The 18,932-nt window shown below is 74.5% G+C and carries 24 protein-coding genes; 11 read left to right on the top strand and 13 right to left on the bottom strand.

What is annotated here, in order from left to right; all coding sequences use genetic code 11:
• Window positions 1-7 precede the first annotated feature (7 nt).
• Complete coding sequence (locus QUG92_RS00875) at window positions 8-394, bottom strand: RidA family protein (RefSeq protein ID WP_069713357.1); 387 nt, start codon at window positions 392-394, stop codon at window positions 8-10.
• 208 nt (window positions 395-602) lie between these two features.
• Between QUG92_RS00875 and QUG92_RS00870 the strand changes: the two genes are divergently transcribed.
• Complete coding sequence (locus QUG92_RS00870) at window positions 603-1,856, top strand: hypothetical protein (protein ID WP_289457266.1); 1,254 nt, start codon at window positions 603-605, stop codon at window positions 1,854-1,856.
• 114 nt (window positions 1,857-1,970) lie between these two features.
• Here QUG92_RS00870 and QUG92_RS00865 read toward each other — a convergent pair whose 3' ends face one another.
• The 3 genes from QUG92_RS00865 to QUG92_RS00855 form a co-directional block, all read right to left on the bottom strand.
• Window positions 1,971-2,462: a pyridoxamine 5'-phosphate oxidase family protein gene (locus QUG92_RS00865; RefSeq protein WP_069713358.1), complete on the bottom strand. Its 492-nt coding sequence runs from the start codon at window positions 2,460-2,462 to the stop codon at window positions 1,971-1,973.
• 241 nt (window positions 2,463-2,703) lie between these two features.
• Window positions 2,704-3,330, bottom strand: a complete 627-nt coding sequence (locus QUG92_RS00860) for a hypothetical protein (protein ID WP_069713360.1) — start codon at window positions 3,328-3,330, stop codon at window positions 2,704-2,706.
• A gap of 170 nt (window positions 3,331-3,500) precedes the next feature.
• Entirely contained in the window at window positions 3,501-4,610 is a 1,110-nt protein-coding gene (locus tag QUG92_RS00855) for an LLM class flavin-dependent oxidoreductase (RefSeq protein WP_289457264.1), read from the bottom strand.
• Window positions 4,611-4,704: 94 nt separating this feature from the next.
• On the opposite strand from QUG92_RS00855, the gene QUG92_RS00850 reads away from it, so the two are divergent.
• The gene (locus QUG92_RS00850; protein WP_289457263.1) at window positions 4,705-5,631 is read left to right on the top strand and encodes an SDR family oxidoreductase; all 927 of its coding nucleotides are present in this window, start codon (window positions 4,705-4,707) and stop codon (window positions 5,629-5,631) included.
• A 48-nt stretch (window positions 5,632-5,679) separates the two neighbouring features.
• Here the strand turns inward: QUG92_RS00850 and QUG92_RS00845 are convergent, their stop codons facing one another.
• Window positions 5,680-6,444 (bottom strand): SGNH/GDSL hydrolase family protein, encoded by a 765-nt coding sequence (locus QUG92_RS00845; RefSeq protein WP_289457262.1) that lies wholly within the window; start codon window positions 6,442-6,444, stop codon window positions 5,680-5,682.
• A gap of 110 nt (window positions 6,445-6,554) precedes the next feature.
• Complete coding sequence (locus QUG92_RS00840; protein WP_182047938.1) at window positions 6,555-7,343, bottom strand: NRDE family protein; 789 nt, start codon at window positions 7,341-7,343, stop codon at window positions 6,555-6,557.
• Window positions 7,344-7,410: 67 nt separating this feature from the next.
• Here QUG92_RS00840 and QUG92_RS00835 point away from each other — a divergent pair, with 67 nt between their 5' ends.
• From QUG92_RS00835 to QUG92_RS00805, 7 genes are all read left to right on the top strand, one after another.
• Complete coding sequence (locus QUG92_RS00835) at window positions 7,411-8,700, top strand: bifunctional phosphopantothenoylcysteine decarboxylase/phosphopantothenate synthase (protein ID WP_289457549.1); 1,290 nt, start codon at window positions 7,411-7,413, stop codon at window positions 8,698-8,700.
• A gap of 59 nt (window positions 8,701-8,759) precedes the next feature.
• A complete protein-coding gene (locus tag QUG92_RS00830) occupies window positions 8,760-9,158 on the top strand; it encodes a DoxX family protein (protein ID WP_289457261.1) in 399 nt (132 codons plus the stop codon).
• Entirely contained in the window at window positions 9,155-9,940 is a 786-nt protein-coding gene (locus QUG92_RS00825) for a DUF2071 domain-containing protein (protein WP_289457260.1), read from the top strand. The genes QUG92_RS00830 and QUG92_RS00825 overlap by 4 nt, the downstream gene beginning before the upstream one ends.
• Window positions 9,937-10,371, top strand: a complete 435-nt coding sequence (locus QUG92_RS00820; RefSeq protein ID WP_289457258.1) for a DUF1810 domain-containing protein — start codon at window positions 9,937-9,939, stop codon at window positions 10,369-10,371. The genes QUG92_RS00825 and QUG92_RS00820 overlap by 4 nt, the downstream gene beginning before the upstream one ends.
• 134 nt (window positions 10,372-10,505) lie before the next feature.
• Window positions 10,506-11,156: a GntR family transcriptional regulator gene (locus tag QUG92_RS00815; protein WP_069713367.1), complete on the top strand. Its 651-nt coding sequence runs from the start codon at window positions 10,506-10,508 to the stop codon at window positions 11,154-11,156.
• Window positions 11,157-11,322: 166 nt separating this feature from the next.
• On the top strand, window positions 11,323-11,784 hold the full coding sequence (locus QUG92_RS00810; protein ID WP_182045673.1) for a MarR family winged helix-turn-helix transcriptional regulator: 462 nt from the start codon (window positions 11,323-11,325) through the stop codon (window positions 11,782-11,784).
• Between the two features lie 273 nt (window positions 11,785-12,057).
• Window positions 12,058-12,975, top strand: a complete 918-nt coding sequence (locus QUG92_RS00805; RefSeq protein ID WP_289457257.1) for an aggregation-promoting factor C-terminal-like domain-containing protein — start codon at window positions 12,058-12,060, stop codon at window positions 12,973-12,975.
• Between the two features lie 90 nt (window positions 12,976-13,065).
• Here QUG92_RS00805 and QUG92_RS00800 read toward each other — a convergent pair whose 3' ends face one another.
• The 3 genes from QUG92_RS00800 to QUG92_RS00790 are packed head-to-tail and all read right to left on the bottom strand — an operon-like array spanning window position 13,066 to window position 14,569.
• A complete protein-coding gene (locus QUG92_RS00800; protein WP_289457256.1) occupies window positions 13,066-13,386 on the bottom strand; it encodes a hypothetical protein in 321 nt (106 codons plus the stop codon).
• Window positions 13,383-14,018 carry a hypothetical protein gene (locus tag QUG92_RS00795; RefSeq protein ID WP_289457255.1) on the bottom strand — a complete coding sequence of 212 codons (636 nt, stop codon included), beginning with the start codon at window positions 14,016-14,018 and terminating at the stop codon, window positions 13,383-13,385. The genes QUG92_RS00800 and QUG92_RS00795 overlap by 4 nt, the downstream gene beginning before the upstream one ends.
• The gene (locus QUG92_RS00790) at window positions 14,015-14,569 is read right to left on the bottom strand and encodes an RNA polymerase sigma factor (RefSeq protein ID WP_289457254.1); all 555 of its coding nucleotides are present in this window, start codon (window positions 14,567-14,569) and stop codon (window positions 14,015-14,017) included. The genes QUG92_RS00795 and QUG92_RS00790 overlap by 4 nt, the downstream gene beginning before the upstream one ends.
• Before the next feature lie 103 nt (window positions 14,570-14,672).
• Between QUG92_RS00790 and QUG92_RS00785 the strand changes: the two genes are divergently transcribed.
• Window positions 14,673-15,365 carry an MOSC domain-containing protein gene (locus QUG92_RS00785; RefSeq protein ID WP_434533029.1) on the top strand — a complete coding sequence of 231 codons (693 nt, stop codon included), beginning with the start codon at window positions 14,673-14,675 and terminating at the stop codon, window positions 15,363-15,365.
• A gap of 35 nt (window positions 15,366-15,400) precedes the next feature.
• Here QUG92_RS00785 and QUG92_RS00780 read toward each other — a convergent pair whose 3' ends face one another.
• The gene (locus QUG92_RS00780) at window positions 15,401-15,781 is read right to left on the bottom strand and encodes an MmcQ/YjbR family DNA-binding protein (RefSeq protein WP_289457250.1); all 381 of its coding nucleotides are present in this window, start codon (window positions 15,779-15,781) and stop codon (window positions 15,401-15,403) included.
• A 129-nt stretch (window positions 15,782-15,910) separates the two neighbouring features.
• Here QUG92_RS00780 and QUG92_RS00775 point away from each other — a divergent pair, with 129 nt between their 5' ends.
• Entirely contained in the window at window positions 15,911-16,213 is a 303-nt protein-coding gene (locus tag QUG92_RS00775) for an excalibur calcium-binding domain-containing protein (RefSeq protein WP_289457247.1), read from the top strand.
• Window positions 16,214-16,222: 9 nt separating this feature from the next.
• Here the strand turns inward: QUG92_RS00775 and epsC are convergent, their stop codons facing one another.
• From epsC to QUG92_RS00760, 3 genes are all read right to left on the bottom strand, one after another.
• The gene (epsC, locus tag QUG92_RS00770; protein ID WP_223246636.1) at window positions 16,223-16,807 is read right to left on the bottom strand and encodes a serine O-acetyltransferase EpsC; all 585 of its coding nucleotides are present in this window, start codon (window positions 16,805-16,807) and stop codon (window positions 16,223-16,225) included.
• Window positions 16,804-17,742 (bottom strand): cysteine synthase A, encoded by a 939-nt coding sequence (gene cysK, locus QUG92_RS00765; RefSeq protein ID WP_289457240.1) that lies wholly within the window; start codon window positions 17,740-17,742, stop codon window positions 16,804-16,806. The genes epsC and cysK overlap by 4 nt, the downstream gene beginning before the upstream one ends.
• Window positions 17,743-17,882: 140 nt before the next feature.
• Entirely contained in the window at window positions 17,883-18,917 is a 1,035-nt protein-coding gene (locus QUG92_RS00760) for a dipeptidase (protein WP_289457237.1), read from the bottom strand.
• Window positions 18,918-18,932 lie beyond the last annotated feature (15 nt).

Below are 18,932 nucleotides of genomic sequence, written 5' to 3'. Positions count from 1 at the left end.
CTGCGCGTCAGGAGGCGCTGGGCAGCACCGCGACGACGTCGATCTCCACGAGGATGCCGGCCAGGTGCGACTGGACCGTCGTGCGGACCGGGTACGGCTGCGAGAAGTGCTTCGCGTACTCCTCGTTGAAGGCCGGGAAGTCCCGGTCCGAGTGCTCGAGGTGGACGGTCGACTTGACGACGTCGTCGAGGGTCGCACCGTGCTCGGCGAGCACGGCCGCGACGTTCGCCAGCACCTGGGCGGTCTGGCCGGCGACGTCGTCCGCCATCGCCCCCGTCGCCGGGTCCTGCGGTCCGAAGCCCGCCGTGTACAGGAAGCCGTTCGCGACGATGCCCTGGCTGTACGGGCCGGCGGGCTGCGGGGCGTTCTCGGTGGTGACGGCGGTCTTCGGCACGGGGGCTCCTCGCGGGTCGGTGACCGGTGGTCGGTCGACGGGACCTCCAGGCTAGGGGCGGGTGCGCGGCGGGGCCCGGCCACCCGCCGGATCCGTTCCGGACTGCACAACGTGGGCGCGCCTCCCGGCCGGTGCGCCGGATTCCCGGGCGGGCTGGATACCCTCGTGGGGTGCCCACCGTCTGCCCTGCGCCCGTCGGAGCGGGCCGGTGAGCCGGACCGACGGTGCCGTCACCGGGTCGCTCGCGAACGGTCGTCGCCGCATCGTCGACGTGGCGACGAGCCTGCCGGCCTGGGCGGCCGTGCTGCTCGTCTGGGGCGGCGGACGCATCGTCTCGACGCTCTGGCTCGCGCTCGCGTACCCGCTGATGGGCCGGGCGATGCCGGACAACGCCATCTGGGGCAACGCGCACGGGTTCGGCGCCTTCCTGACCGCGTGGGACGGGCAGTACTACGAGCAGATCTCGGTGCACGGGTACCCGACCTCGCTGCCGCTCGACGCCGGTGGGCACGTCGCGCAGAACGCGTGGGCGTTCCTGCCCGCGTTCCCGTTCACGATCCGGGCGCTGACCGCGTCGACGGGCGTGCCGTTCGAGGTCGGCGCACCGCTCGTCGCACTGGCGGCGGGGCTCGTCGCGACGTTCCTGCTGCACCGGCTGGTCAGTGACCGCGCCGGGCACGCGGCGGGCATGTGGGCGGTCTTCTTCTTCACGTGCGGTCCGCTCTCGTTCCTGCTCCAGGTCGGGTACGCGGAGAGCACGTTCCTCGCGCTGACGTTCGGTGCGCTCCTGGCCCTCGAGCGTCGGCGGTACGGCCTGCTGACGCTGCTCGGGGTCCTGGCGGCGTTCACCCGGCCCGGTGCGCTCGCCGTCCCGCTGCTGCTCGGGGTCGTCGCGCTCGTGCGGTGGGTGCGCGCCCGACGTGCGGCCGCGGGCACCGGCGTGCGGTCGCTCGACGCGTTCCCCGTCGCCGAGCGCGTCCGGGTCGTGGCCGCCGGTGTGGTGATGGCCGCCGCGGGTGTCGCGTGGCCGGTGATCGCGTCGCACGTGACCGGGCGGCCGGACGCCTACCTCGAGACCGAGATGTCGTGGTGGGTGAACTTCATCGGGCGGGTGGACTTCACGCCGATGACCCCGTGGTTCCTGCTCGCCGGCAGGTGGCTCGGCGTCGGCGGCATCCTCATCGTGGTGTTCCTGCTCGTGGCGTACCCGGTGTGGCTGCTCCGCCGGTCGACGCTCCGGCTGGGGTCGACGACGGTGCTGTACTCCGCCGCGTACGCGCTCTACATCTTCGCGGTGTCGCTGCCGATGGCCTCGACCCCGCGGCTGCTCATGCCGCTCGCGCCGCTGTTCGGCTCCCCTGAGCTCGTCGCGCGGCCCTGGATGCGCTGGACCTTCGTGAGCTGCGCGGTCCTCGGCCAGCCGGTGCTCGTCGCCGTGCTCTGGCTGCTCGGCCCGCCCTGACCCCGGCTGCGGGGTCTCCGGACACCGCGAGACGCCCCCGACACCTCGAGACGCCCCCGGTTCCGGGGGCGTGTCGTCGATGTGGGGGCGCCTCGGGCGGACGGGGGCGTCCGGCTAGAGCTCGACGGTGCCGTGGCGACCGGTGTCTGGCTGGCTCTGCTTGCCGATCGCGGCCTTGAGCGTCTGCACGAGGCTCCCGACCGGGCCGGTGTCCTGGGTCCAGTACTCGACCGAGTCGCCCTCGACGGTGAGGAGTCGGATCGAGGGGTCCTGACGACCCTCGGGGAACCAGGCCTCGGCGAACGGCGACCACAGCTCGTCGATGACGGAGTCGTCCTGCGTCACCGTGGCGGTCCCGGCGATGGACAGGTACCCGCCCTGCGACTCGATGGCGACGTTCACGTGCGGGTTGCGGGCGATGTCCTCCACTTTCTCGCTGCCGTCCTGCACGAGGAAGCGGAGCGTCCCGTTGAACGCCTTGTCCTGCACGGCCAGGGGTCGTGCGTGCAGCTGACCGTCGTCGCTGACGGTCGTGAGCAGGGCGGTGCGGGCGCCGTGGACGATGTCCGAGATGGCTGCGCGCTGGTCTGCCTGCGTGTCGGTCATGATGCTCCTGTTCGTCGTGCGCCCCGTTGTGCTCGACGTCCGGCCGGGCACTGCCCGGGCGCGTTCCGTTCCGGCCAGTGTGCCCCTCGACGCTGGGACGTGCCCGGCGGGACCGGGCGTACCCGGTGGGACCGGGCGTACCCGGTCGATCAGGACGACCAGGGACGCCCGGATCGACCAGGCATAGCGGGTGTGATGGGAAGCATCGGGCGCGGGGCGCAGGGCACGCGCGCCCGACCCGTCAGGAGGCGGGTTCGCGGATCGTGGTCTCGACGTCGACGACCTGCGGCACCCTCGGCATCGACGCGAAGCCGAACGCCACGGGCGGGTCGAGCGGCGCCAGGGTCCCGAGCGGCTCCCCCGCCCACGTCCCCGTGACCGCCGTCACGTCGTGCGCCCCGGTCACGCCGTAGTACTCGCGGCGCCCGCCTCCGGCCGTGCCGGCGGTCCCGGCACCGGGCGCGACGAGCCGTGCCACGGGGTCGATCGCGCGGAGCCACCGGGGGTCCCGGGCGACCGGCTTCGGGACGATGCGCAGGACCCGACCGAGCGGCGAGATCGCGCCGACGTCGATCGTGGCCCGCAGCGGTCCGGCGTCGAGCTCGATGCCGCGGGCGGTGCGGCGGGCGTCGACGTCGACGACGGACACGGTGTCGAACCGGTAGGTGCCGGACACGTACGCGGCGACGATCTCGTCCGGTGCGAGCAGGACGCTCGACCCGTCGGGCTGCTCCACGAAGACGTCCGTGAACGCACCGAACGGCGAACGCTCCCACATCCCGACGACGAACCGCACGCCCGACGTCGTCCCGACGCCCGTGATGCGACCACGGAACCGACGTTCGACGATGTTGGAGCGGGGCGACATGCCCTGGACCGTACCCGGCGCTCCCGTGAGCCGACGCGGCGGGGGCGAGCCGTGCCTCCCGGCCGCGTCACGACGGGACGACGACGCGCCACGACGGGCGACCGACGTTGCCGGACACACGAAGCGTGCCCGGAGCGCGCCGAACCGGCGCGCCCCCACACGCACCAGCTCTACGGCACCGGCACCGGCTCGGCGAGGAGCTCGCGCACCCGCGGGGCGACCCGCGTGCCGTAGAGCTCGATCGACCGCATCATGTCCTCGTGCGGCAAGCGACCGGTCGCGTACCGCATGTCGAAGCGCGAGACCCCGAGGATCCGCATGTTGCGCGCGATCTTCCGCGCCACCGTCTCCGGCGACCCGACGTACAGCGAACCGCCGGCGGAGAGCCCGGCCTGGTACTGGGCGGTGTCGAGGGGCGGCCATCCGCGCTCGCGTCCGAGCCGGTCGGTGACGGCCTTGTGGTACGGCCAGTAGCGCTCGGCGGCCTCCTCGTCGGTCTCGGCGACGAAGCCGGGCGAGTGCATGGCGATGGGCTGCTGCGGGAGCTCGAGCTGCGTGAGCGCCTGACGGTAGAGCCGCGAGAAGGGGGCGAACTGCGCCGGCTGCCCGCCGATGATGGCGAGGAAGAGCGGCAGTCCGTACGAGGCCGCGCGGATGACCGACTGGGGCGAGCCGCCGACGCCGATCCACGTCGGGATCGGACCGTGCTCGAGCTTCGGGTAGACGTCCTGGTCGGTGAGCGAGGCGCGCTTCGTGCCGCACCACGTGACGGCGTCCCCGCCGCGGAGCGCGTTCCAGAGCTGCAGCTTCTCCTCGAACAGGACCTCGTAGTCGGACAGGTCGTAGCCGAACAGCGGGAAGGACTCGGTGAAGGAGCCCCGGCCGAGGATCACCTCGGCGCGACCGTTCGAGAGCGCGTCGACCGTCGCGAACCGCTCGTAGACGCGGACCGGGTCGTCCGAGGACAGCACGGTGACCGCGGAACCCATCCGGATCGTCGACGTTCGGGCCGCGATGGCGGCGAGCACCACCTCGGGCGCGCTGACGACGAAGTCCTCCCGGTGGTGCTCGCCCACGCCGATGAAGTCGATGCCGACCTGGTCGGCGAGGACGGCCTGGTCGACGACGTCGCGGATGGCCTGCGCGTCGGACCGGAGGGAGCCGTCGGGGCGCTCGGTGACGTCGCCGAAGGTGTCGAGGCCGAGCTGCACCGGGCCGATCCGGTCGGGTGCGGGCGGCGGGACGTCCGAGGGGCGGCCGGTGCCGAATGCGTTGCTCATCGCGTCCTCCAAGTGAATGCGTACGCATGAAACTACCACGGCGCGCGACGGAGCACCAGGCACCCGGCCAGGCCCACCGCGTACCGTGCCGCGCATGCCGAACATCCCCGACCAGACCGGCCGCCGCATCGTCGTGACCGGAGCCAACAGCGGCACCGGCGAGGAGACCGCCAAGCGCCTGGCCGGTGCCGGCGCGAGCGTCGTCCTGGCGGTCCGGACCCCCGCGAAGGGCGACGCCGCGGTGGACCGCATCCGCCGCGAGCACCCGGACGCCGACGTCGAGGTGCGCGAGCTCGACCTCGCCGACCTCGGGTCGGTGCGCCGGTTCGCCGCCGGCGTCGAGGCGGACGACCGGCCGCTCGACGTGCTCGTGAACAACGCCGGCGTGATGGCCCCGCCGCAGCGCTTCGAGACCGCCGACGGATTCGAGCTGCAGTTCGGCACGAACTTCCTCGGACACCTCGCCCTGACGAACCTGCTGCTGCCGACGCTGCTACGCGCGGGGCGGGACGGCACCGGTCCGGCGCCCCGGGTGGCGACGATGTCGAGCCTCGCCGCGATCCCCGGCAGCATCCGGTTCACCGACCCGCAGTGGGAGCGCGGCTACAACGGCTGGCGCGCCTACTCCCAGTCGAAGCTCGCCGACCTGCTCCTCGCGCTGCACCTGCACCGGCTGTCCGTCGAACGGGACTGGCCGCTCGTCAGCACGGCCGCGCACCCCGGGTACACGCGGACGAACCTGCAGTCCGCCGGCCGCTCGCTCGGCCGGTCCCGCCCCGTCCGGTCGAGCGACCGGGCCTTCCCGCTCACGCAGGCGGTCGAGCAGGGCGCGGAGCCGCTGCTCTACGCGGCGGTCGGTCCCGCGGCGGTGGGCGGCGCGTACTACGGGCCGTCCGGGTTCGGCGGCCTGACCGGGCCGACCACCACGGTGTCGGTGCCGCGCTCGGCCCGGAGCGCGGACCTCGCCCGCTCGCTGTGGGCGGTCGCCGAGGACCTCACGGACACGCGCGCGCCCGCCTGACGTCGGGGTCCCGGACGGGAGGCCCGCCTCGCTCCCGCCACGGGAGCGTCAGAACCGCAGGTGGTCGCGGGAGAAGGCGTCGATCACCCCTGCCTCGAAAGCTCGCTGCCCCCGCGCGGTCGGGTGCACGTCGTCGGACTGCATCCAGTCGGCGTGCCCGGACAGCGGCTGCCCGATGTCGACGTACGTGCCGCCGTCCTTCCTGACCGCGCGGTGCAGCGCCGCCGAGATCGTCGCGAGCTGCGCCGGCGGCGCCTGCTCGTTCCACACCGCGCTCAGCCCGACGACGCGTGCCCGCGGCAGGTCGCGGTGCACGAGCGCCACGAGCTGGTCGGTGGCGCTCGTCACCTCGGCGTCGTCCTCTCCGAGGTCGTTCGAGCTCGCCTGCACGAACACGACCCGCGGACGCAGGTCCACCGCACGGCGGACGAGCCCCGGGTAGGCGCTCGCGCACTCGTCCGCGTCGCCCTCGGCGACCACGCCCGCACCGTCGCACGACAGGTTCGTCAGCTGCCACCGCTCCGTCCGCGCCAGGAGCGCCGGCCACGCCTGCTCCGGCGTGAGGCCGTGACCGCCGCTCACCGAGTCGCCGATGACCACGATCCGCTCACCGGGCGCGTGGTCCCAGGCGCGGTCGGTCGCGGTGGGGCTGGGCGCCGCCTCCGAGGAGTCCTCGCTGCAGCCGACGAGCGCGAGCGCGGTCACGGCGGCGAGCGCCGCCGCGACGACGGCGCGGACCGGTCGTGGGCGGTTCGGTGCGCGGGTGGTGCGTGCCGCCAGGGGGTGGGCGGTCGACGGGGTGCTCGGGGTCACGTCCGGGACCGTACGCCGCCCGTGCCCGTCCCGGACGGCCCGCGCGCTGCTGCTCCTCACAGCATCGCCGGACGCGTCGGCGACACGGGCGCCCCCGGACCCGGGAGCGGTCAGGCGCGGTGCAGCTCCACCGATCCGTCGAGCCGGCCCGGCCGCTCCAGGCGCGCGTGCTGCAGCACGGTCCGGTCGCGCCCGACGGCCGCCGCGACCACGGACAGCGTGGCGACGTGCCCGTCCGGCTCCACGGCGTCGCGGAGGATGGCGTCGGGATCGTCGGCGGGCAGTGCGGTGGACGCGGCGAGCACCCCGAACCAGCCGCTCCACCCGTCGCCCGGGTCGGTCCCCGCGTCCGCGGCGCGGAGCTCGTCGAACGGCCCGAGCACCGGCGGCCCGGCGGGCGCCGGCACGGCGCGGAAGGCGTCGAGCCACCGTCCGATGCGCGGCGCGGCGGGGTCGTCGGGCGCCCCGTGGGTGACCATGTGGACGCCGGGGCCGAGCACCGTCGTCCGGACCTCGGTGCCGTCCCAGGTGTCCACCGCGGCACCCTCGGCGGTGGCACGGACCAGGTTGAACGCCCGCGTGGTCGGCAGCTGCCCGTCGGCACCCGGCACGGTGCCGGTCACCGCGTCGAGCGGGAGCACGCCGCGGGTCGTCCAGGTGCCGTCGTCCGTCGGCACCGGCTCGGCACGGTTGAGCACGACCGCGAGGCCGGCGGCGTCGGACGCGGCGAGCCAGGCGCCGCCCGCCGACCGGTCCCGCACGCCGCGGACGGTCGGGTCGACCTCGGGCCACCAGGCCGCCGGCGGGTCCCAGGGGCGCTCCGGGGACTCGTCGCGGAGCGCGAGCACGGTGACGGGCCACTCGGCCGCTGGGTCGACGCGGACGACGACGGTGCACATGCGTTCGATCCTCGCACGCGCGAGTCCGGGTAGCGTGACCGCCGTGGATGCTGCAGCAGGTCGCCGTCTGTCCGTCGTCGTCGGGATCACCGGTGGCATCGCCGCCTACAAGGCCGTCGGGGTCGTCCGCGGCCTCGTCAAGCGCGGCCACGACGTCCACGTCGTCCCGACCGAGGGCGCCCTGCGCTTCGTCGGCCTGCCCACGCTCGAGGCGCTCAGCCGGAACCCGGTCACGACGAGCGTCTGGGACGACGTCGCCGAGGTGCGCCACGTCGCCCTCGGACGCCGGGCCGACCTGGTCGTCGTGGCCCCCGCGACCGCGGACTCCCTGGCGCGCATGGCCGGCGGGCTGGCCGGGGACCTGCTCGGCACGACGCTGCTCGCGACCGAGGCCCCGGTCGTCGTGGCCCCCGCGATGCACCCGCAGATGTGGGAGCACCCCGCGACCCGGGCGAACGTCCGGACCCTGCAGGACCGCGGCGTCCGCTTCGTCGGTCCCGTCGTCGGCGCACTGACCGGGGACGACGCGGGCATCGGCCGCATGGCCGAGCCGGAGGACATCGTGACCGCCGCGCTGGCGGTGCTCGACGGGCCGGCGGAGGCGAGCCGAGCGGAGGCGAGTCGAGCGGACGGGGGCGGGGCGCGCCTCCCGGCCGGTTCCGGGACCACCGCGCGGGGTGACCAGGGCGACCTGGCGGGCGTCCGTGTCGTCGTGAGCGCCGGTGGCACGCGCGAGCCGTTCGACCCGGTCCGCTTCGTCGGGAACCGCTCGAGCGGTCGCCAGGGCGTCGCGATCGCCGCGGACGCCGTCCGCCGCGGCGCCACCGTGACGCTGGTCGCCGCGAACGTCGACGCCGGGCTGACCGCGGGGCTCGGCGCGACCGTCGTGCCGGTCGGGTCCACGGAGGAGCTCGCGGCCGCCGTGCACGGTGCGGCCGCCGACGCCGACGTCGTGGTGATGACCGCCGCGGTCGCCGACTACCGTCCCGCCGAGGTCCGTGCCGAGAAGCTGAAGAAGGACGACCAGGGCGACACCATGACGCTCGAGCTCGTCCGGAACCCCGACGTGCTGGCCGACCTCGTCGCCGCCCGGCGCACCGGGCAGATCATCGTCGGGTTCGCCGCCGAGACCGAGCCCGACCGCGACGCCCGGATCGCGCTCGGTCGCGCCAAGATCGCCCGGAAGCCGGCAGACCTGCTCGTGGTGAACCACGTCGGGTGGGACGCCGGGTTCGAACGCGAGGAGAACGCGATCGAGGTCCTGGTGCCCGGCGGCGACGTCGTGCGGGAGACCTCGGGCAGCAAGGCCGACGTCGCCACCGCGGTGCTCGACCTCGTCGCCACCGCGCTGACCTGACCCGACCCGACCCGAGCGGACCTGACACTCGTCCGGGTCGCGGCGGGCACGATGGGACCATGCGACGACGCGAGCGCACCCGACGCGCCACCCGGACGGCCACGATGCTCGCCGTGCTCCTCGGCGGAGCCGGTGTCACCCACTTCCTGCGGCCGCGCGGCTACGACCGCATCGTCCCCGCGGGCCTGCCGCCCCGCATCACCACGCTCGCGTCCGGCGTCGCCGAGCTCGCCGTCGCGGCGGGGCTGACGGTCCCCGCCACCCGGCGGGCGTCCGGGTGGGCCGCTGCGGCGCTGTTCCTCGCGGTGTTCCCGGCCAACGTGACGATGGCGCGCGACCTGCTCGACAGTCCGCGGTCCACCCGCGCGGCGCGGCTCGTCGCGGTGCTGCGCCTCCCCCTGCAGGCACCGCTGGTCGGCTGGGCCGTCCGCGTCGGGCGACACGCGGCCCGACGGTGACCGCCACGTCGCGAGCGGCCGCCCCGCTGCGCCACCGCCCCGTCGCCGAGCACGCGTGGGAGGACATCGTCCTCGCCCACTGGCGTCGCGACCCGGCCTCGCTCGAGCACCTCGTCCCGCGGGGCACCCGACCCGACGTCGTGGACGGCAGCGCCTGGGTCGGGTTGACCGCCTACGTCTTCCGGCAGACGGCGGTCCCGCCGTTCCCGCCCTCCCGCCGGCTCGGGTCGATGCGGGAGGTCACGCTCGAGATCCCGACGGTCGACCGACGTGGACGCCGCGGGATCACGTACCGGACCGTCGACACGGGCCACGTCCCGGCGATCGTCGCCGCGAACACGATGCTCGGGGTGCCCTACACGTACGCCCACGTGCGGTCGCGACGTCAGGGCGACACGCTCGACCACCGGTCCGTGCGGCACCCCGCCCGTGCCGCCCACCCCGTCCGGTGGCTGCGTGACGTCCGGCACACCCGCCGGCCCACGGCACCGCGGCCCCGGCACGACGTCGTCCTGCGCGTCACCGCGGGTGGGGTCGTGGACACCCCGCTCGCAGCCGACCTGACCACCCGCGCCGGCATCCACGCCCGGCTCTTCTCGCGGACCGTGTTCTGGCAGCGGCAGCACGCGCCGCTCACGATCCGGTCGGCACGGCTCGAGCGGCTCACGGGCGACCTGCCCGACGCCGTCGGCCTGCCGGGGCTGTTCGACCGCGAGCCCGATTCGCTGCTCGTGGTCGACGGCACCACCGTCCGCTACGCGTGGGGGGACGTGGTCCGGTGAGCGACGACGAGCACGACCTCGACCGCTTCGTCCGTGCGCAGGACGGCGTGCACGACCGGGCGCTGGCGGAGCTGCGCGCCGGTCGCAAGCAGTCGCACTGGATGTGGTTCGTCTTCCCGCAGCTCGCAGGGCTCGGCAGGAGCACGACGGCCCAGTACTACGCGATCGACGGACCGTCCGAGGCGCGGGAGTACCTGGCGCACCCCGTGCTCGGACCGCGGCTCGTCGAGGCGGCGAGGGTGGCGGCCGCTGCTCCGGCGTCCGGAGCGGACGCCCTGTTCGGCGGCATCGACGCCATGAAGGCCCGGTCCTCCATGACGCTCTTCGCCCGGGCCGCCGACGACCCGGCTCCGTTCCGTGCCGTGCTCGACCGCTGGTTCCACGGCAGCGAGGACCCGCTGACCGTGCGGCTGCTCGAGCGCGACGCCTGACCGGCGGAGCGCCCGCGCGCACACACCCCGGCGGCAGCTCTTTCCGCCGTTCCCGCAGCGGTACGGTGATCTCGCGCTCGCACCGCCTGGTCGGGCGCCGCCGACGTCCGTCCACCGACCACGAGGACACCCGCATGCCGGTCCCCAGCAGCGCCCCCACCGAGCACCAGCTGCTCCGCGACACCGTCCGCCACAAGATCCACGCCGCGATCATGGACGGCACGCTGGAACCGGGCGAGCGCCTGAACGACGACGAACTGATCGCCTGGCTCGGCGTCTCCCGCACCCCGATCCGCGAGGCCCTGAGCCAGCTCGCCCGCGCCGGGCTCATCGAGATGGCCCCGAACCGGTACACCCGGGTGACGACGCCGGACCCCGCGCAGGTCGTCGAGGCGATGCAGACGCTCGGCGTGCTCTTCGGGGGCGTGGTCCGGCTCGCGGTGCCGCTCCTGACCGCGGCGACCCGGAAGAAGATCCTCGCGCAGCTCGACCGCACGATCGCCGAGCTCGAGGCCCACGACGTCCCGGCGGTGAACCGCGACGCCCTCGCCGTCTTCGGCCTGTACGTCGATGCCTGCGACAACGCGGACCTCCAGCGCGTCTGCCGGGACACCTCGGACGGCCTCGCCTTCCGCCTCCGCCTCCCGAACCTCGACGAGCTCGTCGACTGGGACCGGATGACGGCGGACTTCCGGCGGCTCCGTGCCGCCACCGAGGCGGGCGACAACGTCGCGGCCGAGCTCGCCACGGAGGCGATCCACCTGCTCCCCGGCGAGAAGCGCTGACACGACCTGTACCGTCGTACAGGAACACCGTCCGGGCGCCACCGGGAGCGGTCCACCGCGGCCGGTCGTCACGCTCGGACACGGCCCGTCGGGGACCGGTAGCATCGGCCGGACCCGCCTCGGGCCCCGCACGGCCCGACCCCGCCTCGACCACCCGGAGCACCGCATGAGCCACCGCCAGCCGGACCGCGCCGAGATCGCCGCACGCCTGGCCGCCGCGGTCGGCCGCATCAACCGGCGCGCCCGGACCGACTCGGCCTCGCTCGGGTGGGGCCTGGTGTCCGCGCTCGCGACGATCCAGACCGAGGGACCCCTGCGTCCCGGCGACCTGTCGCGGATCGAGGTCGTCACCAAGCCGACGATGACCCGCATCCTGACGGAGCTCGAGCAGCGCGGCTTCATCGCCCGGGAGGCCGACCCCCGCGACGGCCGCGCCTTCATGGTGTCGGCCACGGTGGAGGGCATCGCCGCCGTCGACCGGGCCCGTGCCGACCGCACCGGGATCGTCGCCGAACTCATCGCGGACCTGCCGCGCGAGGACGTCGAGGCAATCGCAGCGGCCCTCGGTGCACTCGAGCGCATCGGGCAGGGCGAGCGCGCCCAGGAGATTCCCACTTCCGCTCGCTGACGAGGCCGTTACCGAACCGTTACCAGGGGGCCGTCGGGCCGTCCTGCCAGCACTCCTGGACCCGATGCCCAGGCTGCCGCGTCATCGTGTCGGCTTCGCCCGAGCAGGCGGCCCCGCGCCGCCCGAGCGGCGGACGGACGGGCCCCACACCACCGTCCGGTCCTCCCCGGCTCGCGACTCCCCCACGACCTCCCGTGCACGCCCACCCCACCCGCGTGCCCGGCACCGCCGTGGACCGGGAGGCGCGCCCCAGCCGGCCGACCACCGGAACCGATGACCCAGAACACCGCAGAACCCCAGCGCACCCCCGAGCCAGGCAGCACCCCCGAACCCAGCGCGACCACCCCGACCACGCGTCGGCAGGCGCTCGACACCCCGAACCGCCGTCGCCGTCGCGCACTCCGCCGCCGCGCCCCCCTGCTCGTCGGGGGCGCCGCCGCCGTGGCACTCGTCGGCGGCATCGCGACCGTCGGCACGCAGCCCGCGATCGGCGAGGCGCTCGGCGTCCCGAGCGCGAGCGGCGCCGCCACCAGCAGCGCCCCGGCCCTGCACGGCGCCTCCCTCGACCGGGCCCAGGCGGCCGCGACCATCGTCACCGCGCGGACCGTGCTGGCCGACGCGAACGAGAAGACCGACACCACGACCCTCGAACGCCGGGTGCGTGCGCTGTCGGACTACCGCGAACTGTCCGGCGGCGCGATCACCGCGCGCATCGCGTCGACCGTCGACGCGACCACCGCGGTCGCCGACGCGAGTGCTTCGCAGGACAAGGCCGACGCGGACGCCGCCGCAGCAGCGGCGGCCCGGGCGAAGGCCGAGGCCGAGGCGGCGGCCGCCGCCGAACGCGCCGCCGAGGCCGCGCGGGCGCAGGCCGCGGCCAACACCGTCGCCGGCGCCAAGGCGACCGCGTCGTCGATGGCCGCGTCGCAGTACGGCTGGGGAGCGGCCCAGTTCCAGTGCCTCGACAGTCTCTGGACCAAGGAGTCCGGATGGGACTACCGGGCCGTGAACCCGAACGGCGGCGCCACGGGCATCCCCCAGGCACTGCCCGGGTCGAAGATGGCCACGGTCGCCGCCGACTGGCAGACGAACGCCACGACGCAGGTCACCTGGGGGCTGCGGTACATCAGCGCCGCCTACGGCACCCCGTGTGCGGCGTGGGCGCACTCGCAGGCGAACAACTTCTACTGAGCCGACGCGTGCCGGTCGTCACCCGGCGGCGGACGGGAGGCGCGGTGCCGGGCCGGCACCGCGCCTCCCGTCCGCCGCAGCGTGGGTGGGTCAGCCCACCCGTGCGATGCGGACGTCGACCCGCGCGAGCGCGACGCCGCGAGCGGCGGCGGCCTCCCAGGCCGCCAGGTGCGCGGCGCGCGCCGTCGCGGGTGCGGGCAGCGACCCGTCCGTCCCGATCACGACGCGCAGCACGTCCTCGTCGAGCACCACCCGGGGTCCGGGGGTGCGCGCAGCGAGCCGCTTCGCGGAGTCGACGGCGCTGCCGAGTGCGCTGCCGAGGGTCGGCCGCGCGCGGTAGAGCTCCGCGACGCCGGGCACCGCGAGCACGGCCGCCTCGATCGCCGCGGTGGTGTCGTCGTCCAGCGTCATGCTCGGTCCTCCTCGTCGTCGTGCGGGTCGACCGACCCGGGCTGCGGGGGCAGCAGGTCGCGGACGCGCACGTCGACGGCTGCGAGGACCAGGTCGGTCTGCTCCGCGAGCACCGCGGCGACCGCTGCCCGTACCTGCTCCGCCACCGGGTGGATCGGCACCCCCGACCGGACCGCGAGCTCGACCAGCACCCGCACGGGCGCGTCGAGCTCGGTCACGTCGCCCTCGAGCGAGCACCGCGCGATCACGACCCCGGGCACGACGTCACCCGCCGTCCGGACCATCGAGCGGATCGCCCCCTCGGTCATCACCGGCCGCTCGGTCGGCGCGACCGGCCGGAGCGGGACGTCGCGACCGGCGCGCGCCTCGAGCGAGATGTTCGCGAGCACGCCACCGATCCACGACTCTTCCGCCGGTTCCTCGTGCTCCGCGGCGGCGTCCAGGGAGCCCATCGAGGACTGTCGGAGTCGCACCAGCGCGGCGAGGGCGTTCTGGCACGCGGCCGAGTCGTCGATGCTCGGGTCCGCCGGCTGCATGCCGGCGTCGAGGTAGTCGGCGAGCTCGTCGATCGTGTGGCCGTCGAGGTCCTCGGGCTCGAGGGTGTCGAGGCGCAGGTCGTCGGGTCCGGTCATCGCCAAGCCTCCATGAGACGGATCATGTTCTTCCTCGCGCGCGAGAGCAGTCCGCGCACTGTCGAGACCGGCAGGTCGAGCTCCTCGGCGATGTCCTCGTAGCGGTACTCGAGCACTTCCTTCATCACCCAGCACCGTCGCTGTGCCTCGGGGAGTTCGGCGAGCGCCGTCTCCACGGCCTCCTCACGGGACCGCGCCTCCGCGACCCGGTCCGGAGCACCGTCGTCGGGTGCCGCGACCTCGATCTCGGTGACGTCGTCGTGCACGCGTCGCGCACGGATCCGGTCGAGGCACTTGCGGCTGAGGATGCGCATGAGCCACGCCTTCACACGGGCGCCGTCGTCGAGGGAGTCGAGCCGGTTCCACGCCGTGATGAACGTCTCCTGCACCACGTCGTCGAGCTCGTCGGTCGAGCCGAGCGTGCGGCGGGCGTACGCGCGGAGCAGCGGCGTGTACCGGCGGATGAGGACCTCGAACGCCCGGACGTCGCCGTCCGACGAGCGACCGGCGAGGACGGTGTCGTCGAGGTCTGCGAGGGGCTGGTGGGGCACGGGTACCTTCTACTGGTCACGCCTCGGGGAAGTCTGGGCGTCGGTGTGACGGTCGGACGGGACGGATCGTCACGCGGCACGTCGGACACCGTCGGGGACCGGCATGGGGCAGGGTGGTGCCGTGTCCCTCGTCACCGCCGTCTGCCGCGTCGAGCAGCTCCTCCGCGACTCCGGCACCATCGGCATCACCGCGATCGACAAGCGACCCGTCGACGGCCCCGTCCGGGTGCGCCCGCTCGGCCTGCACGCCGACGTGCAGGCCGACCGGAAGCACCACGGCGGCGAGGACCAGGCCGTGTACGCCTACGCCGACGAGGACGCCGCGTACTTCGCCGAGGTGCTCGACCGCGAGGTCCCGCCCGGGCTCTTCGGCGAGAACCTGCGGACGAGCGGCGTCGACGTCACCGGGGCGGTCACCGGCGAACGGTGGCGGATCGGCGAGACCCTCGAGCTCGAGGTCACGATCCCGCGGGTGCCGTGCGGGACCTTCGCGCGGCGGATGCGCATCGACGGGTGGGTCCGCCGGTTCGCCGAGGAGAACCGTCCGGGCGCCTACCTCCGCGTCCTGCGGTCCGGACCGGTTGCCGCCGGCGACCCGGTCGTGGTGACCCACCGGCCGGCGCACGGCGTGACCATCGGCCAGATCTCCGCGGGCCTCACGCCGGAGCAGGCCCGCGCGGTGCTCGACTCCGGGGACGGGCTGGCCCCGAAGGTCGTCCGCGACGTCTCGAAGGTGCTCGCCCGCGGGCGAGTCTCGGGCCCGACCCGACGCGCGGGGTCGAGCGGTCGGGTCTAGGGCCCGACCCGGCGCGCGGGGTCGAGCGGACGGGACTAGGGCCCGACCCGGCGCGCGGGGTCGAGCGGACGGCGGGCGCGCGGCAGCCCCTGCACGACGAGCTCCCAGGAGTTCGCGACGAGGTCCTCCACCATCGCCTCGTCGAGCCCCTCCCCCGGCGCCAGCGTGACCCAGTGCCGCTTGTCCATGTGCCACCCCGGTGTGACCTCGGCGAGGTCACGGACCAGTGCGGCAGCGTGCGGGGGCGCGCACTTGAGGTTGACGATCGGCACGCCCCGCAGCGTCGTGGTGAGCACGAACATCCGGCCGACCACCTTGTGCACGACCGAGTCCTCGCCGAACGGCTGCGTCTCCTCGACCGCGGGGAGTGCCAGGGCCGTCCGGATCGCCACCTCGTGCAGTGCTGCGCCGTCCACCACACCAGCATGCCGCACCGCCCCGCTCGGGGGTATCCACGGATAAGCCCTGCTCGGCTACGATCGGGCCGTCGCGCACCCGACGCGGCGGTCGCGCGAGCGGCCACCACCTCCCAGGGGGAAGAACCCGTGCAGACCACCCGCACCCTCGGCGCAACCGTCGCCACCGTCGCACTCGCCGCCGCCGTCGTGCTCGGCGGCACCACGACCGCGTCGGCCGCGCCGAAGACCTACGCGAACTGCGCCGCCGTGCAGAAGGTGTACTCCGGCGGCATCGCGAAGAAGTCGGTGACGTACAACACCGTGAAGACCAAGTCCGGCAAGGTCGAGCACCGCGCGCTGAAGGGCACGGTCAAGAAGGACGACGCGCTCTACAACGCGAACAAGTCGATGGACGCCGACAAGGACGGCATCGCCTGCGAGAAGAGCTGACGCACACGGTCAGAGCGTCGGGACACCCTCGTGTCCCGACCTCGGCCGCGCCGTGCCGGCCACCCCGGTGACGACCGACCCCGCCGGGACGTCCTTCGTCACCACCGTGTTCGCACCGACGACCGAGTCCGCCCCCACGGTGATGGCACCGATGAGCGACGACCCCGCTCCGAGCACCACCCGGTCGCCGACGACCGGGTGCCGCCGCCGCCCCGGTCCGTGCTCACCGCCGCGGCCGCCGAGCGTCACGCCGTGGAACACCAGCACATCGTCGCCGATCACCGCGGTCTCGCCGATCACGACGCCCATGCCGTGGTCGATGAAGAAGCGACGGCCGATCCGTGCGCCCGGGTGGATCTCGATCCCGGTCGCGGCGCGCGCGAGCTGCGCCAGGACCCGGGCGGCGAAGCGCGAGCCGGGCAGACCGCGCGCGAGCCAGAGCCGGTGCGTCAGGCGGTGCGTCCAGATCGCGTGCAGGCCGGAGTACACCACCGCGTTCTCCAGGTCGCCCCGGGCGGCGGGGTCACCGCGGCGTGCTGCGGCCAGGTCCTCCCGGACGGTCCCGAGCACGCCGCGTCGGACGGCACGCGTCACGCAGTGAGTCCCTCGAAGAGCGGGGTGGACAGGTACCGTTCACCGGTGTCGCAGACGATCGCGACGACGCGCTTGCCGGCGTTCTCCGGGCGGGCGGCGATCTCGACGGCGGCGTGCACGATGGCGCCGGACGAGATGCCGGCGAGGATGCCCTCCTCGGTCCCGAGCGCCCGCGCCACGCGGAGGGCGTCGTCGAGCTCGACGTCGAACACCTCGTCGATGACGGACCGGTCGAGGACCTCGGGCACGAAGTTGGCGCCGATCCCCTGGATCTTGTGCGGACCGGCCTTGCCCTCCGACAGCAGGGGCGAGTCCTTCGGCTCGACGGCGACGATCTGCACACCGGGGACGCGCTCCTTGAGCACCTGGCCGACACCGGTGATGGTGCCGCCCGTGCCGACACCGGCGACGAACACGTCGACGTGCCCCTCGGTGTCGCGGAGGATCTCCTCGGCGGTGGTCCTGCGGTGGATCGCCGCGTTCGCGGAGGTCTCGAACTGGTGCGCCAGGATCGCCCCGGGGGTCTCCTCGACGATCTGCTCCGCACGCGCGACGGCGCCCTTCATCCCCTCGGGACCGGGTGTCAGGACGATCTCGGCGCCGAAGGCACGGATGAGCGCACGACGCTCGACGCTCATGGTCTCCGGCATGGTGATGACGACGCGGTACCCGCGCGCGGCACCGACCAGTGCGAGCGCGATCCCGGTGTTGCCGGACGAGCCCTCGACGATCGTGCCGCCCGGACGGAGCTCCCCGGACTCCTCGGCCGCGTCGATGATCGCGACCCCGAGACGGTCCTTCACGCTGGACCCCGGGTTGTAGAACTCGAGCTTCGCCAGGACCTCGGCGCCGTCCGGCTGCGGCAGGCGGTTGAGGCGGACGAGCGGGGTGTTGCCGAACGCCTGCGTGATGTCGTCGTAGATGGTGCCGGTCATCCGTCTTCGTCCTCCGGTCGATGGGCGCCACCGACGGTGGTGACGCTGCAGTCCCCCGTGATCCTACCGACGGCGCCCGGTGCTCCCCCGTCGATGACGCCCCCTGACGCGCCGGACGTCGACCACGCGTCCGGTCCGGGTCAGCGCCCCGCGTTCCGCGCGAACCGCCCGTCCGTCGCCTCGAGCACCCGCAGCACGTTGCCGCCCGCGAGCGCCCGCAGGTCGGCGTCGCCCCACCCGCGCCGCCGCAGCTCCTCGGCGAGCACCGGGTACCGCGACACGTCCCGCAGGTCCGGCGGCAGCACGGGCGTCCCGTCGTAGTCGCCGCCGAGCCCGAGGTGCCCGACGCCGGCGACGTCCCGCGCGTGCTCGACGTGGTCCGCCACGTCCGCGACGGTCACGGGCGGCGGCGTCCCCTCGGAACCCGCCTCCTCCCAGTCCGCCCACGCGCGCGAGACGAACTTCGGGACGAAGGTGATCATCACCACCCCGCCGTTGTCGGCCAGGCGGGCCAGCACGTCGTCGGGGACGTTCCGGGGGTGGTCGTCGATCGCGACCGTCGACGAGTGGCTGAAGACCACGGGCTGCGTGGCGACGTCGAGGGTGTCCCGCATCGTGGTGGGTGCGGTGTGGGAGAGGTCGACGAGCATGCCGATCCGCTCCATCTCGGCGACGACCTCGCGCCCGCGGTCGGTCAGTCCGCCGTGCGCCCGGACTCCGGTCGCGGAGTCGGCCCAGGTGGTGTCGTCGTTGTGCGTCAGCGTCATGTAGCGCACGCCGAGCCGGGCGAGCGTGCGGAGCACTGCCAGGTCGTCGCCGATGGAGTGCCCGCCCTCGGCCCCGAGCAGCGAGGCGATGCGTCCGGCAGCGACGGCGGCCCGGAGCTCGGCGGCGGTCCGGACGAAGGTCAGGTCGTCCGGGTACCGCTCGATGATCCGGTGGGCGGTGTCGACCTGCTGCAGCGTCGTCCGCACCGGGTCGGGGTCGTCCGACGGCACGAACACCGACCAGAACTGCCCGACGACGCCACCGGCGCGCAGCTTCGGCAGGTCGGTGTGCAGGGTCCCGTCCTCGGTGTCGATGCCCTCGACGCCGGAGTCGTGGGACTCGCGACGCTCCCACGGCAGGTCGTTGTGGCCGTCGACGACGGGGAAGGCGAGGGAGTCGAACGTCATGCGTCGACGCTACCG

This window comes from Curtobacterium citri (genome assembly GCF_030362955.1).
GTDB lineage: Bacteria > Actinomycetota > Actinomycetes > Actinomycetales > Microbacteriaceae > Curtobacterium > Curtobacterium citri.
Note: the sequence above shows the minus strand (reverse complement) of the source record. Positions and strands in the feature narration are given on the sequence as shown.

Coding starts and splice junctions, on each gene's coding strand:
- QUG92_RS00865 (WP_069713358.1), bottom strand. CDS start 2,462: ATGACCGACACGCAGGCAGACCAGCGCGCAGCCATCTCGGACATCGTC.
- QUG92_RS00860 (WP_069713360.1), bottom strand. CDS start 3,330: ATGTCGCCCCGCTCCAACATCGTCGAACGTCGGTTCCGTGGTCGCATC.
- QUG92_RS00855 (WP_289457264.1), bottom strand. CDS start 4,610: ATGAGCAACGCATTCGGCACCGGCCGCCCCTCGGACGTCCCGCCGCCC.
- QUG92_RS00850 (WP_289457263.1), top strand. CDS start 4,705: ATGCCGAACATCCCCGACCAGACCGGCCGCCGCATCGTCGTGACCGGA.
- QUG92_RS00840 (WP_182047938.1), bottom strand. CDS start 7,343: ATGTGCACCGTCGTCGTCCGCGTCGACCCAGCGGCCGAGTGGCCCGTC.
- QUG92_RS00830 (WP_289457261.1), top strand. CDS start 8,760: ATGCGACGACGCGAGCGCACCCGACGCGCCACCCGGACGGCCACGATG.
- QUG92_RS00815 (WP_069713367.1), top strand. CDS start 10,506: ATGCCGGTCCCCAGCAGCGCCCCCACCGAGCACCAGCTGCTCCGCGAC.
- QUG92_RS00810 (WP_182045673.1), top strand. CDS start 11,323: ATGAGCCACCGCCAGCCGGACCGCGCCGAGATCGCCGCACGCCTGGCC.
- QUG92_RS00805 (WP_289457257.1), top strand. CDS start 12,058: ATGACCCAGAACACCGCAGAACCCCAGCGCACCCCCGAGCCAGGCAGC.
- QUG92_RS00800 (WP_289457256.1), bottom strand. CDS start 13,386: ATGACGCTGGACGACGACACCACCGCGGCGATCGAGGCGGCCGTGCTC.
- QUG92_RS00795 (WP_289457255.1), bottom strand. CDS start 14,018: ATGACCGGACCCGACGACCTGCGCCTCGACACCCTCGAGCCCGAGGAC.
- QUG92_RS00785 (WP_434533029.1), top strand. CDS start 14,673: ATGGGGCAGGGTGGTGCCGTGTCCCTCGTCACCGCCGTCTGCCGCGTC.
- cysK (WP_289457240.1), bottom strand. CDS start 17,742: ATGACCGGCACCATCTACGACGACATCACGCAGGCGTTCGGCAACACC.
- QUG92_RS00760 (WP_289457237.1), bottom strand. CDS start 18,917: ATGACGTTCGACTCCCTCGCCTTCCCCGTCGTCGACGGCCACAACGAC.